Origin of the sequence: Kitasatospora sp. NPDC058965 (assembly GCF_042741245.1) — a bacterium.
GTDB lineage: Bacteria > Actinomycetota > Actinomycetes > Streptomycetales > Streptomycetaceae > Kitasatospora.
On sequence record NZ_JBHYKG010000209.1, the window covers coordinates 1 to 15002 of the forward strand.

The 15002-nt window shown below is 70.3% G+C and carries 5 protein-coding genes; all 5 read right to left on the minus strand.

Going from position 1 to position 15002, the window contains the following annotated elements:
* Positions 1-62: 62 nt before the first annotated feature.
* Positions 63-572, minus strand: coding sequence for a hypothetical protein (locus ACFW1A_RS27935; RefSeq protein ID WP_380413306.1), 510 nt, complete (start codon positions 570-572; stop codon positions 63-65).
* Positions 573-600: 28 nt separating this feature from the next.
* On the minus strand, positions 601-7149 hold the full coding sequence (locus ACFW1A_RS27940; protein ID WP_380413309.1) for an RHS repeat domain-containing protein: 6549 nt from the start codon (positions 7147-7149) through the stop codon (positions 601-603).
* A 436-nt stretch (positions 7150-7585) separates the two neighbouring features.
* Positions 7586-8143, minus strand: a complete 558-nt coding sequence (locus ACFW1A_RS27945; RefSeq protein WP_380413312.1) for a hypothetical protein — start codon at positions 8141-8143, stop codon at positions 7586-7588.
* A 66-nt stretch (positions 8144-8209) separates the two neighbouring features.
* Positions 8210-8602 carry a hypothetical protein gene (locus ACFW1A_RS27950; protein ID WP_380413316.1) on the minus strand — a complete coding sequence of 131 codons (393 nt, stop codon included), beginning with the start codon at positions 8600-8602 and terminating at the stop codon, positions 8210-8212.
* Between the two features lie 78 nt (positions 8603-8680).
* Entirely contained in the window at positions 8681-14980 is a 6300-nt protein-coding gene (locus ACFW1A_RS27955) for an RHS repeat domain-containing protein (protein ID WP_380413319.1), read from the minus strand.
* Positions 14981-15002: the final 22 nt, after the last annotated feature.

Genomic DNA, 15002 nt, shown 5'->3' on the forward strand with positions numbered 1-15002 from the left:
CGACCGACAGACCGCCGGCCCCCGGACGCGCTGCGCGTCCGGGGGCCGTCGGCTGGTCGGGGTCAGCCGCAGCTCTTGCCCACCTTCGCCCGGTAGGCCTCCGCGGTCATCACGCCGCCCTTGGAGGCGACCACCTGGTCCGGTGCCAGCCCGGCCAGCACCGCACCGTCGACGTCGAGCACCCCGGTGTGCAGCAGGTTCCCGTCGTGCACGTTGTCGATGCTGACGTAGTAGCGCCGGTCGGGCCGGACCTCGGCCGGCGCCGTCCCGCTGACCCGCCAGCCGGTCGGCGGCGCGGCCACCGCGACGGCCGCCGGCTGGTCGGCCGAGCCGTCCGCGTCCGCCGACCACTGCTGCTCCGGCTGCGCGTCCGCCGCACCCCCCTTGGCGTACACCGCGAGGTAGGCCCGGCTGGTCCGCTCGTTCGGGCACCGGCCCGGGTCGAGCACGATCCGGCCCCCGTCCAACCGCACCGCCACCAGCTTGTCCTGGGCCGGGGTGCAACCGGCGGCGCCGGCCAGTACGAGCAGCACCACTGCCCCCAGACCCGCCGTGCGGAACGCGCGTCCCATCAGTCCTCCTTCACTTCGGGGCGGCCGCTCACGGATGGGCGGGCGGATCGACGTAAGACCCGTAGTAGAGGCCGGCCTGGATCTCGAAGACGTTGCCGAGTGCCGGGCTACCGGTCTTGATCTGGGAGGCCGCCGACGCCCCACCATAGGCCGCGACGAAGGAGAACCCGTAGGCGGACCACTGATCGGAGTGGACGGCCTCGTGCCGCAGCAGGTCGGGGCCGTACTTGTCGGCAAAAGCGGCTCCCCACTGGTCCTTCATCTGTTGCCGCTTGTCCGCCTCCCGCTGCAACCGGCCCTCGAATCCGGCCTTGTCCTGCGGGTAGAACAGGATGTCACCGACCGTCATGGGCTGGTCCCCGCCGGGCGAGAAACCGAAGCAGACCACCTGCTTGGCCGTCACCTCGCACCCGTCGCTGCCGACCAGGTGGTAGAACTTCATCGCCGCCTCGTCCACCCCGTTGACCTCGTTCATCCGCCCGAACGGGAACAGTCCGTCGGGGCCGGGCAGGCACCGCTCGGTGCACGGCTTGTGCGGCGGCGGCGGTACCGGGGACGGGCCGGGTGACGCCGACGGGGTCTTCGGCGGGGACCCCTTCCCCGAGTCGTTGCCCTTCCCCACCGTCGGCGTCGGGATCAGCCCGGGCGAGTCGCCGTCGCCCACGGGGCACGGGTGCAGGGCGAACATCGAGGTGGAGCAGCCGGTGACGACCTCGACCGCGGGCGGGCAGGGCCTGGCCCACATGCTCCCGCCGCAGGCCGACGGCACGCCGCAGACGTCCTTGATCCCGTCGATGCACGGTGCCAGACCGGTCGGGTCGGCGGCCGTCGTCGGGTTGTCGCCGGCGTAGGTGTAACCGCCCATCTGGTTCGGTGCGCCGCTCTCGAAGATCGGGTCCGGGGTCAGGAACCGGCCCAGCACCGGGTCGTACTGGCGGGCGCCGAGCAGGTCGAGTCCGCTGCCCGCGTCGGTGGGCCGGTCCAGGTAGCCGTGGTTGTCCACCCAGCCTCCCGGCACCGTGCCGCGCGGTGCGCCGTAGGGGTCGTAGGAGCGCCGGGTGATCGTCAGTGTCCTGGCGTCCACCTGCAGTTGGGCGGTGTGCTGCGGGGTGGCGCACGCGTACTGCAGGGTCCCGGTGCTGGACCGGACGATGACCGTGCCGTCCGGGTTGCTGTAGTAGCGCAGCCCGCTGACGGCGCCGCCCGCCAGGGTCAACTGCTCCTTGCCGCCGAACAGGTACAGCGTGGTGCTGCTCTGGCCGCGCTGGATCAGCAGGTTGCCGTCGGCGTCGTAGAGGTAGCCGGCGGTCTGCGAACCGCCCGGCCCGGTGCTGACCACCGTGCTGGTGCGGCCCTCGGCGTCGTAGCCGAGGGTCTGGCTCACCGGCGAGACGCCGGTGGTGGTCCGGGCGGTGGTGTGGCCGGCCTGGTCGTACTGGTCGGCCTGGGTGCTGGTCCCGCTCGGACCGGTGGTGGTGACGGTGGACTGGGTGTGCGGCTGCACCCCGTTGGTCGGGTACGCGCTGGTCTGCGTGACGTCCTTGGCGGTGTTGCCCGTGACGTCGTGCTGGACCTGCTGGGTGCGGTCCCCGGCCAGGTTGTAGCTGTAGCTCTGCCAGTACGGTGCGGGGCCGCCGATGGTGGCCGGGGCCGGACCGGCGGTGCCGCACCGCGCCAGCTGCCCCGCCGTCGCACCGGTCAGCCCGGACGTGTCGGTCCAGGCCGTGGTCAGCCGATCGAGGCCGTCGTACTGGAAGCACTGCGTGTCGAAGACCTGGTCGGTCCCGCCGGACGACTGCAACTCACTGTTCCCGGTGAGGTTGCCGGCCTGGTCGTACCCGTAGGTGGTGGACGAGATCGGGTTGGTGGACGCGGTCTGCAGGCTGACCCGGTTGGTGGTCAGACGGCCGGTCGCGTCGTCGTAGGTCTGCGCGGTGCGCAGTTGCTTGCCGAGCACCCCGTAGGTGGACTGCTGGATCTGGCCCTTGGGGCTGTAGGAGGCCAGGTCCAGGTACGGCGCGAAGTCCGACCCCTGGGAGACCAGCCCGCCCTGCAGGTTGTACCCGTATCCCACGTCCTCCGGGACCAACCCGCCGTCACCGTTGTAGACGCTGTCCGAGAGCAGGCCGGTGTTCGGGGTGTACCGCGCGGTCATGCTGTACGACCCCGCCAGCGCGCCCTCGACGGACGGGACGGTGATGGTGGTACCGGTGGACTGGTAGGCCGTGGTGTAGCCGTTGACCGCCGTGGTGTACGCGGCGCCGTTGACGTACCGGGTCGACGAGGTCAGCTGCCCCTTGGCGAGCGTGTCGTAGACGTAGCCGGTCAGCTGCTTGGCCGGGTCGGCAGTGCCGAGGCCGGCGTACTCACCGGTCTTCCGGCCGAGCAGGTCGTAGGTGTAGGAGAGGCTCTGCCCGCGGGCATCGGTGCTGCTGGTCACCCGGCCCAGCGCGTCGTAGGCGGTGGTGCCCGTCCCTGCGTCCGGATCGGTCTGCGAGGTCTGGCGGCCCGCCAGGTCGTAGCCGAAGGACCAGGTGGTGCCGTTGGTGTCGGCCACGGTCGCGGTCCGGCCCGCCGAGGTGTAGGTGTAGCGGGTCGTCACGTCGCCGATGCCGGTGCCGGCGTGCTTGACGGTCGCGGTGGTGCGGCCGAGCCCGTCGGTGTAGGTCGAGGTGGGCGTCCCGCCGGACGGCGGAGTGGTGTCGGTCTCGTCCGCACCGGGGTAGGCGCTGGTCGAGGTCCACAGCGCCGCGGCCTTGCTGAACGCGGTCTGGCTGACCACCCGGCCGCTGCCGTCGTACCCGTAGACGGTCTCGGCCGGCAGGGTGTTCTCCACCTCGACGAAGAGCGTGCCGGACGGGGCGTTGGCGGCGTCCGCGTAGGCGGGCACGCTGCTGTACGTCCAGCCGTGGCTGTCGTAGTGGGTGGAGGAGATCAGTCGGCCCGCGCTGTTGTCGGCCGTGGTCGTCTGGACCTGGCGCTGCTTCAGGAAGCCGTCGTAGATGGCCACGCTGACGCTGTAACTGTTGTCCTCGCGCAGCGTCTGGGTGGTCACGCTGGACGGGTTCGGGTTGCCGGCGCCGTTGACCGCGTAGCTGAACACCTTGTCGGCGGTCTGCGTGCCCTTGGTCCGGCCCGGAAGCCAGACGGCGGTGCGACGGCCGAAGGCGTCGTAGACCACGTCGGTGGTCCGGCCGTTGGCGTCCACGGTCCGGGTCGGCAGGGCGCGGCCCGGAGCCAGCGTGGTGCTGCTGGTCCAGCCGAGCGGGTTGGTCACCGTGCTGCCGGTGGGCAGCGTGCCGGTGGCCGGGCTGTAGCTGGTGCTGGTGGCCGAGCCGGCGGCGTCCAGTTGCCTGGTGACCCGCCCGTACTGGTCGTAGCCGGTCGCGCCGTCGATCTGGAAGACGGCCGCGCCTGCCGCGTTGTAGGACTGGACGGACTGCTTGGCGGTGGCGTAGCCGTTGGCCCCCAGTTGCCCGAAGGCGGGGAGGTTGGTCAGGCTGCCGTCCCCGTCGTAGTAGGTCCGGGTGTCACTCACCGTGCTGCTCGCCGTCGGTGCGGTTCCGCAGGGGCCCGCCACGGCGAGCACCTCGCTCGGGTAGCTGAGCATCATCGGGTTGACCGTGGGCGGGCTGGCGTAGGTGGTGGAGGTGCACACCTCCTGGGCGGGTGCCGAGACGTCGCCCTTGTTGTCGCTCTGCACCACTCGACCCAGGGCGTCGTAGCCGGTGTTGACCTGGGTGGTACGCCAACTGCCGTTCGCCAGCAGGGAAAGGGTGCGCTGCGAGGTGCTCTGGGTGCGACGGGCCGTCAGGTCCGGCAGGGTGGAGAGCTTCGCCGGTGCCGGGGTCTTGGACGTCCACGCGGTGCGCGAACTGCTCGCCGTGGCGGTGGTGCCCGGGACGGAGGTCAGGGTCTTGCCGATGACGGTGCCGCCGGCCTGGTTGTAGGTGTCGCTCTCCTGGGCGGTGCCGGCCAGCCAGTTGCTGTCGGTGCCGGCCTCGCCGAGACTGTTGGTCAGGTTGACGGACCGCTGGGTGCCGTCGGCCTTGTAGTCGCCGTCCATGCCCTGGAAGTAACTGGTGCTCTTCCGGGTGATCGGGTCCGGGGCCGAGCCGGTCTGGACGGTCACGGTGCGGTAGCCGCGGAACTGGTCCCAGGTGCGGTACTGGTCGTCGACCAGGTCGGAGTCGTTGCGGTGCCAGGCCGCACCACCGCTGTAGCTGTACGTGGTCACCCTGGCGGGCGAGTTGGCCTTGGTGGCGTCGTTGTCCGAGATCTGCGCGACCAGGGTCTTCTGGAACCAGTCACTGATCGGCGTGACGCCGCCCGGGGTGGTCCAGTTGACGTTGTAGCAGGCCATCGTGTCGGAGTCCGGGGACGCCGGCATGGTGTTGTTGACCCGCGAGCACTCCGGCGCCCGGTAGGTGACCGCGGCGGACTCGCCCGTCTCGGTCTGCAGGCTGGAGATCCGCGGGTGGTACAGCGGCGGCGCCGCCGGCGTCAGGCCGTCGACCCGGTTGTCCATCTCCACACCGGTGAAGGTGGTCGGGTCCAGGGCGATGGTCCCGCTGCCGCCGGCCGAGGTGTCCAGACCGGTGCGCTGGATCTGCGACAGCCACATCACCGACTGCAGCGCGCCCGCGTCCTTCGGGTCCACCGTCTTGCCGGTGACCGGATCCATCGTGCCGCCGGCATCGGAGAACAGCTGGGTCAGCGCCCAGGAGTCCACGTCCTGCCAGCCGGAGCCGACCTTGACCGAGGTCTTGATCGACTGCAGCCGGTAACTGGACCAGAAGGTCGGCGAGCCGACCTGGCAGACGTTGCTGCCGGTGCCCGACGTTGCCATGCCACTGGTGCAGTTGAGGTCGTACGGCGTGTCCGGCCAGTTCGGCGCCGTGCTGCTGTTCAGGGTCCCGCACGTGGTCGGGTCGACCGTGCAGCGCTGGGTGGTGGTGAACACGGCCTTGGCCGCCGGGTCACGGCCGGCCAGCTCGTCGGCCAGCTGGTAGCCGTAGGAGATCTGGGCCAGGGAGCCGCCCCGGGTGTACTGGGTCAGCGTGCCGCCGGTGCCGTTGGACTGGCCGGCACCCCGGTTGTAGTAGTTGGTCTCCGGCGACCAGTCGTAGCGCTGCACGTTGCCGTGCGGGTCGACGACGAAGTCCAGGTTGAACCGCCACCCCGTGTTCGCGCAGAAGGAGTTGTTGCCCTTGCTGCCGTCGTAGCACGGGTCACCGGACTTCGGGGTGTAGACCGGCTCGCCCCAGGCGGAGTTGGTGGCCGCGTCGGAGGTGGTGCCCGGGGCGTGGTTCAGGCCGAGGTAGTACTGGGTGCCGTCGGTCGTGGTGACCTTGAAGTACTCACCGTTCCACAGGCCGTTCGACGCACCCGTCAGGTCCTCGACCTTGGTGCCGTCGTCACTCTGCAGGTGGTAGACGCCGTTGCCGTCCCGCACCAGCTGCCCGTTGTGCGAGCCGAGCGAGATCGTCGCGTTCCAGCCCGCCCAGCAGCGGTCCGCCGAGCCCGTGATGCCGTCGTTGGCACAGGACTTGTACTGGCGCTCGATGAACCCCGGGCTGTAGCTCCAGCCGTCGCCGATCCAGGACGACTGCGAGTTGCGCGCCGAGGTCTCGCCGTCGATCGCCTGCGAGTCGTAGGCCAGCGCCACCGAGGGAGTGGTGCCGCCCAGCGATGTCGGCAGCGGGATCGGGTAGTTGTAGCTGAAGCCACCGGACCCCGACTGGGACCACGCGCCCGATGCGGAGAGCGAGGTGGCGGTGTAGTCGCCCTGGGAACCACCGGTCCCGGCGACCGCCGCGACCGTGGTGCCCGACGCGGAGGCCGCCATCGGCACCGCCATCGTGCTCATCGCCCGCGCACCGCCGGTGCCGGGCGCGGACGCGGGAAGCGCCACGCTCGCCGTCAGCCGGTGCGTCACCGGGTCGTTGCTGGTGACCAGCGGCGTCCACGCCTGGCACTGCGCCAACTGCGGTGTCGTCCGGGCACAGGCCGGCAACTGCACCAGGTGCAACCGCGAGGCCCAACCGCCGCCGTACGCCTGCGTGATGGCCGAGTAGTCCACCGAGACCTGGACCCGGCCGGGCGCGCCCGAACCGTCGGCCCGGTCCAGACCCACCATCAGCCCGTCCACGTTCGCCGCGCGGGCGGTGGCGTGGTCGACCGTGGTGACCCGCACCGACGAAGGCGTAGTGGCGGCCGCGAAGGGCGCCGCCACGCTGCGAAGGCCGTCGGCCGGAGCCGTCACCGTGACCTGGCCCGCGGCACTGCCGCCGAGCTCCACGGTACTGGTGGCGGCCGCGGGCCAGTGCGGTTCGGCCGACCGGTGCGCGGTCAGCGCCCGCGAACCGGCCGGCTCCGGGACGGCCTTCCCGGCCGTGGAGGCACCCGCCGGGCTGCCCTTCACCAGCGGCTGGGTCGGCATCGGATCTGCGGCCCACAGACCGCCCTTGTACTGGTAGCCACCCACCACGGTCTGTGCCTCGGCCAGCGGGGCGATCGTCGAGAGGGCAACGACGGCCAGCCCGACGGCCAGCCGCCGACGGATCCGCCCACCCACCCGATCACGGGCCCGGCCCGCGGGACCTCCGCTCGTTCTCCATCGGACGCGCACGTCTTTGACCCCCCATTGGTCGGACCGGAACCCCGGAGGGCATGCCGCAGCCCGGCATCGAGCCGCCCCACCCCGGTTCCGCGGACGATAGGACCATCCGACCCACGCCACAAGGCTGTAACTCGGACACTCTGAGGCTCACCCGCCCCGTCCGCCTCCGATCCCACGCGCGGAGGGATCCGGCAGCCTGCCTGACCACGGGCGTTCAGGACCGCACCATGAGATTCACCGGCGCCACCAGGATTTGATGATCTGGCCGAAAATCTCTCCACGCACCACCGCGCATCACACACATCCCGATCGGGCGCCGGCAGACGTGGGTCGGCCCCCGGACACGAGGCGTGTCCGGGGGCCGATCAGCAGGTGCTGGTGTCGTCGGACCTCAGTCGGACCAGCGCTTCGCCGGGCCGAGCAGTCTGAAGGCCGTGTCCACGCCGTTGGCGCGGGCCCAGTCGTGCAGGGTGTCGCAGAGCACGGTGCGGCGGTGCTCCGACAGACCGAGGCTGCCCTGCAGGTGGATCAACCGACCGTCGGTGCGGGTGATCCGCACGCCGGAGCGGAGGAACTCGGGCAGGCCGGAGGAGATCCCGCTGACCCCGATCTCCCGGATCTCGTCGGCACGGACCGTGTACCGGGTGAGCGAGTTGGTGATCACCAGTTCGCGGGGACGGAACTCGACCGAGGTCCGCAGCTCCGACCAGACCGACTGCCCCAGCATCAGGACCGCGCCGACCGCCACCGCGATCCGGACCGCTACCGACAGGGCCGTACTGAACGGGAGCACCCAGATGAGCAGGTTCGCCCCCGGCAGCGGCCGGCCCAGGGTCCGCACCAGGGCCCGCGGCAGCGGCCGGCGCACCGTGGGGTTCGGGGGACCGCCGTTCCGCGGCCGCCAACCGGTGGCGGAACCGCCGGAACGACGGGTGCTCAGTGGTGACACGGCTCCACCTTGCCACCTCTGCGCCGGGCAGCGCCCGCAACCCCCGCGGCACCCCGTTCTGCTCGGTCAGACCGTACCCAGCGTCCAGAGGTCCTCGGGGAGGCTCCGGTGGTAGAAGACGTTGGGCTGGAGCGGGTCGCACAAGGCCAGGTACACCTGACCGGGTGCGAGCTCCACCACCTGCTCGCAGGAGGTGGAGCCACCGCGCAGTCTGACAACTGCCAACTGCAAGCGATGCGTCCCGGGGTCCAGGGCCACGAACTTGGGCAAGTGACCGTCCTTGCTCGCGCTGCAGAGCACCTGCCGGTGCTCTGCCACGCTCACCACCGGGGACTTGAGCGACATGCTCCGCACCGGCTCCCGGATCGAGGCGTGCATCAGCAGGCCGGTCCGGCCTTCTGCCCTGACCCGGGCGAGCCGGCGCCGCACGGTCCACGGCAGCTTCTGGTCACCTGTCAACTGCTCGATCCGAGGTCTGCGGTCCGACACCCCAGCGCCCCTTTCCCGGGCCGCTCGGCCCGATCCGCACCGTTCACACTAGTTGGGCCACTGACCGTGCACGGCACCTGCCAGACTCGCTCCGTTGGAGGCGAGGTTGGCCACGAACGCGTCGGCCTTCATGAAACCGCCGATCGCGTAGTAGATCGGCTTCTTCAGCAGTGAGGCCGCCTTCGCATCGGCGAGTATCCCCTTCGCCAGCCGCCCTGCTCCAGTGCCGACACCGGACATCCCGAGCGAGAGGATTCCGGCCGTGCACCCCGTCTTGTCGTGATTGGCGCAACTGTCCGCGGTACTGGCCGCGGTCAGCACCGTGCCGGTGATCAACGCCGCCGTGGCGATCCAGCCGAGCGGGGTAATCATGGACACGATACCCAGGCCCAACTCGACCCAGCCCAGCACCTGGCTGTTGTTGTGGACGAAGTCCGCGCTCCAGTCGTAGGCCGCCTTGAGGCCGTGCACGGCGTCGGTCACGCCGGTGGCATCGGCCACCTTGCCCAGGGTGCAGAGGCTGAACAGCCCGCAGTCCTTCTTCTTGCTCTTCTTGGCGGCAGCGTCCTTGGCGTCCTGTGCCGCCTTGTCCGCCTGGGCCTGGGCCCGCACGGCCGTCAGGTCGGTGATCACGCCCTTGCCGTCGGTGGTGACCGGACCCAGCGCGTCCAGGCCGGCCTGCACGCACGCCGAGGTGGTGCAGGACAACGCGTAGCGGCTGAGCTGGTCCTGCCGGTCGGACAGGTCATGAACCTCGCCCGTCAGCTGCTGGTAGCAGTTGAGCGTGGCACAGGCCATCGGATCCATGTAGCTGTAGATGTGGGCCGGTGCCTGATTGCTCGGGCAGTCCGGCTCACCGTCGATGCCGCAGAGCTGGCGCAGTCCGTCGGGGTCGCTACTGGTGGTCGGGTTGTCGCCCGAGTAGGTGTAGCCACCCGTCTGGTTGATGTCGCCGGCCTCGAACAGCGGGTCCCGGGTCAGGAACCTACCGATGGTCGGGTCGTAGTTCCGGGCCCCCAGCAGGTCGAGTCCGCTGCTCGGATCGGCCGGCTGCCCGAGGTACCCGCGATTGTCGGCCCAACTGCCCGGCAGTGCGCCGCGCGTGTTGCCGTACGGGTCGTAGGAGCGGCGGGTGACCGTCAGCGTCTTGGAGTCGACCTGGAGCTGAGCGGTGTGCTGCGGGTTCGTCGGCTGGTAGGTGACGTTGCCGTTGCTGGCGCGGACGATCGACGTGCCGTCGGGGTTGGTGTAGTAGCGCAGACCGCTGACCGTACTTCCGGTCAGGGTCAGCTGCTCGGCCCCGCCGAACAGGTAGAGCGTGGCCGTGTTGCTGCTGTGCTGGATCAGCAGGTTGCCGCCGGCGTCGTACAGGTACGACGCCGTCTGCGCGTTACTGCTGCCCTGCTTGGTGGTGACGGACTGGGTGCGGCCCTCCTGGTCGTAGGTGAAGGTCTGGGTCGAGGCGCTCACCCCGCTGACGGTGCGGCTGGTGGTGTTGCCCGCGGTGTCGTAGCCGGCGGTCAGCGTGCTGCTGCCACTGGTCGGGTTGCTGGTGGTGATGCCGCTCACCGCGTCCGGCTGAGCCGCGGTGGTGGTGCCGTTCCCCGGATAGCTGCTGGTCTGGGTGGTGTCGTTGGCCGCGTTCCCGGTGAGGTCGTGGCTCACCTGCTTGGTCCGGTCACCGAGCAGGTCGTACTGCCAGCTCAGCCAGTACGCGGACGGGCCGCCGAGGGTCGCCGGGGTCGGCGCGGTGCTGTTGCACTTGGCCAGCTGGCCGGCGGTGGGACTGGTCTGGCCACCGGTGTCGGTCCACGCCGTGGTGAGCCGGTCCAGACCGTCGTACTGGTAGCACTGGGTGTCGAAGACCTGATCGGTACCGCCGGAGGACTGCAGCTCACTGGTCGTGGTGAGGTTGCCCGCCTGGTCGTAGCCGTAGGTGGTCGACGAAATCGGGTTCGTGCTGGCCGGCTGCAGCGAGACCCGGTTGGTGGTCAGACGCTTGGTGGCGTCGTCGTAGGTCTGCGCGGTGCGGACCTGCTTGCCGAGGACACCGTACGTGGACTGCTGGATCTGGCCGAGCGGGCTGTACGAGGCCAGGTCCAGGTAGGGGGCGAAGTCGGAGCCGCTGGAGACCTGACCGCCCTGGAGGTTGTAGCCGAACCCGAGGTCCTCGGACGGCAGACCGCCCTCGTTCCCGTAGATCTGGTCCGACAGCAGGCCGACGTTGGGCGTGTACTGCGAGCCGAGCGAGTAGGTACCGGCCAGCTTGCCCTCGGCCGCCGGGATCGTGACGGAGGTACCGGTCGGCTGGTAGGCCGTGTTGTAACCGGTGACCGCCTGGGTGTACGCGCTGCCGGTCGATCCGGAGCCGCCCACGTAGCGGGTGGACGATGTCACCTGGCCCTTGGCCAGCGTGTCGTAGACCCAGCCGGCGAGTTGCTGGGTCTGGTCCGCCGTGTTGCTGCCGGCGTACTCGGCAGTCTTGCGACCGAGCACGTCATAGGTGTACGACAACGTCTGACCGCGACCGTCGGTGCTGCTGACCACGTTGCCGGCTGCGTCGTACCCAGTGGTGCTGTTGCCCGAGTTGGCGTCACTCTGCGAGGTCTGCCGACCCAGCACGTCATAGCCGTAGGAACGGGCGTTGCCGACCGTGTCGGTCACCGCGGCGGTCCGGCCGGTCGGCGTGTAGGTGAACCTGGTGGTCACGTCCCCCAGTCCGGTGCCACCGTGCTTGACGATGGCGGTGGTGCGACCGAGCCCGTCGATGAAGGTCGACGTGGCCGTGCCGCCGGACGGCGGGGTGAGGTCCACCTCGTCCGCGCCGGCGTAGACCGTCGTGCTGGACCAGAGCGGCGCGGCCTTGGAGTACAGCGTCTTCTTGACCTGGTGGCCCAGGCCGTCGTAACCGAAGACGGTTTCGGCCGGCAGGGTGTTCTCGGTCTCCACGAACAGCGTGCTGGACGGGGCGTTGGCGGTGTCCGCGTAGACGGGCACGTTGCTGTAGGTCCAGCCGTGGCTGTCGTAGTGGGTGGAGGAGATCAGCCGCCCGGCACTGTTGTCGGCCGTGGTGGTCTGCTTCTGGCGCTCCCGCAGCAGGCCGTCGAAGATGGAGATCTCCACGCCGTAGCTGTTGTCCTCCCGCAGCGTCTGGGTGGTCACGCTGGGCGGGCTCGGGTTGCCCGCACCGCTGATCGCGTAGCTGAACAGCTTGTCAGCGGTCTGGGTGCCCTTGGTCCGGCCGGGCAGCCAGACGGCGGTGCGGCGGCCGAGGGCGTCGTAGGTCAGGTCGGTGACCCGACCGTTGGCGTCGACCACGTGGGTGGCCAGCGCCCGGGCCGGCGCCAGCGTGGTGCTGGTGCTCCAGCCGAGCTGGTTGGTCACGGTGGTGCCCGTGGGCAGGGTTCCGCCGGCCGGGGTGTAACTGGTGCTGGTCGCCGCGCCCAGCGCGTCGACCTGCTTGGTGGTGCGGCCGTACTGGTCGAAAGTGCTGGCCGTGTCGGTCTGGTAGACCGGATTGCCCGAGCCGTCGTAGGAGACGACCGACTGCGTAGCGGTCACGTTCGCGGTACTGCCGAGCTGGCCGAAGGTGCCCAGGTTGGTCCGGCTGCCGTCACCGTCGTAGTAGGCGCGCTTGTCGCTGATCGTGGTGCTGCTGCCTGCCGTGGTGCCGCAGGGGCCCGCGACCGTGAGGGTCTCGCTCGGGTAGGCCAGCATCATCGGGTTGGCGGCAGGCGGGTTGGCGTAACTGGTGGTGCTGCAGGTCTCCTGCGTGGGCACCGACACGTCGCCCTTGTTGTCGGCCTGGGACACCCGCCCCAGGCCGTCGTAGCTGGTGTTGCTCTGAGTGGTCCGCCACGTCCCGTTCGCCAGCAGCGAGAGGGTGCGCTGCGAGCTGCTCTGGATTCGGCGGGCCGTCAGGTCGGGCAGGGTGGAGAGGGTCGCCGGGGCCGGGGTCTTGGAGGTCCAGGCGGTCCGCGGGCTGCTGGCCGTCACGGTGTACGTGCTGGCCGCCACCAGGACCTTGGTGACGATCGTGCCACCTGCGTGGTCGTAGGTGTCCGTCTCCTGGGCGGTGCCGACCAGCCAAGGGCTGTCCGTGACCGATCCGCCGGTGGAATCGGCCAGGCTGACGGAGCGCTTGCTGCCGTCGGCCTTGTAGTCACCGTCCATGCCCTGCAGGTAGTTGACGGTGCTCTGGGTGATCGGGTCCGGGGCCGAGCCGGTCTGGGTGGTGACCGTGCGGTAGCCGCGGAACTGGTCCCAGGTCCGGTACTGGTCGTCCGCCATGTCCGAGTCGTTGCGGTGCCAGGCGGCGCCGCCGGAATAGGTGTACTTGGTCACCACGGCCGGCGAGTTGGCCTTGGTGGCGTCGTTGTCGGAGACCTGGGCCACCAGGGTCTTCTGGAACCAGTCACTGATCGGGGTCACGGCTCCCGGGGTCGACCAGTTGACGTTGTAGCAGGCCATGGTGTCGGAGTCCGGGGACGCCGGCATGTGGTTGTTCACCCGGGAGCACTCGGGATCGCGGTAGGTGACGGCGATCGACTCGCCGGTCTCCGTCTGCAGACTGGAGATGCGCGGGTGGTACAGCGGCGGGGCCGCGGGTGTCAGGCCGTCGACCCGGTTGTCCATCTCCACACCGGTGAAGGTGATCGGATCGGTGGTGATGGTCCCGCTGCCGCCGGCGCTGGTGTCCTGCGCGGTGCGCTGGATCTGGGACAGCCACATCACCGACTGCAGGGCGCCCGCGTCCTTGGGGTCGACCGTCTTGCCGGTGACCGGGTCCATGGTGCCGCCCGCGTCCGAGAACAGGTGCGTCAACGTCCAGGTGTCCACCGGCTGCCAGGAGGAGCCGACCTTGACCGAGGTGGCGATCGAGCTCAGCCGGTAGGTCGACCAGAAGCTCGGCCCACCGTTGGTGCAGGCGCCACTACCCGTGGTCGCCGCGTTGGACGCGCAGTTGAGGTCGTACGGCGTGTCCGGCCAGTTCGGCGCCGTGGTGGCGTTCAGGTTGGAGGCCTGACAGGTGGTCGGGTCCGTGGTGCACCGCTGCGCCACGTTGAACACGACCTTGGCACCCGGGTCGCGACCCGCCTGCTCGTCGGCCAGCTGGTAGCCGTAGGAGATCTGGGTCAGGTAGCCGCCGCGGGTGTAGGCGGTCATCTGCCCGCCGGCACCGTTGGACTGACCGTTGCCCATGTTGTACCAGTTGGTCTCGTTGTTCCAGTCGTACCGCTGCAGGTTGCCGTGCGGGTCGACGACGAAGTCGAGGTTGAACCGCCATCCCGGCTCGGCGGCGCACTGCGAGGCGTTGCCCTTGCTGCTGCTGTAGCAGGGGTCGCCCGACTTGGGCATGTAGACCGGCTCGCCCCAGGCGCTGTTGGTCGCGGGGTCGCTCGTGGTGCCCGGGGCGTGGTTCAGGCCCAGGTAGTACTGGGTGCCGTCGGTGGTGGTGACCTTGAAGTACTCGCCGTTCCACAGGCCGTTGGAGGCGCCCGTCAGCTCCTCGACCTTCGTGCTGTCGTCGCCCACGAGGTGGTACTGACCGCCGCTGTCCCGAACCAGTTGGCCGCTGTGGGAGCCGAGCGACAGGGTCGCGTTCCAGCCCGCCCAGCACTCGTCACCGGAGCCCGTGATGCCGTCGTTGCCGCAGGACTTGTAGGACCGCTCGATGTACCCCGGGCTGTAGCTCCAGCCGTCGCCGATCCACGAGGACTGCGAGTTGCGGGCCGACGTCTCGCCGTCCACCGACTGCGAGTCGTAGTCGAGAGCCACCGAGGGCGTCGCGCCACCGAGCGAAGGCGGTGTCGAGATCGGCACCTCGTACGTGAACGCCCCCGAGGAGTTCTGCGCCCACGAGCCGGAGGCCGAGAGCGGGGTGGCCCCGTAGTTGCCCTGCGAGCCGCTGGTCCCCGCGACCGCCGCCACCGCCGTGGTGGTCGCCGTACCCGCCGCCCGCGCCGCACCCGAGCCCAGCGCCTTCACGCCCGAGCCGCCCGACGGAGCGTCACCCGCCACCGCCACGGTCGCGGTCAGCCGGTGCGTCACCGGGTCGTTGGCCGTCTGCAACGGCACCTGGGTACGGCACTCCGCCAGCTCCGGCGTGGTCAGCGCACACGACGGCAACTGCACCAGGTGCAACCGCGAGGCCCAACCACCCCCGTACGCCTGGATGATGGCCGAGTAGTCCACCGAGACCGCGACCCTGCCCCCGGCCGCGTCCCCGTCCGCCCGGGTCAGCCCCACCAGCAGACCGTCCACGTCCGCCGCCTGCGCCCCGGCACGGTCGACCGTCTCCACCCGCACCGCACCCGGCGTGTTCCCGACCGCCGGGGCCAACGACACCGGCAGCCCCACCGCCGACACC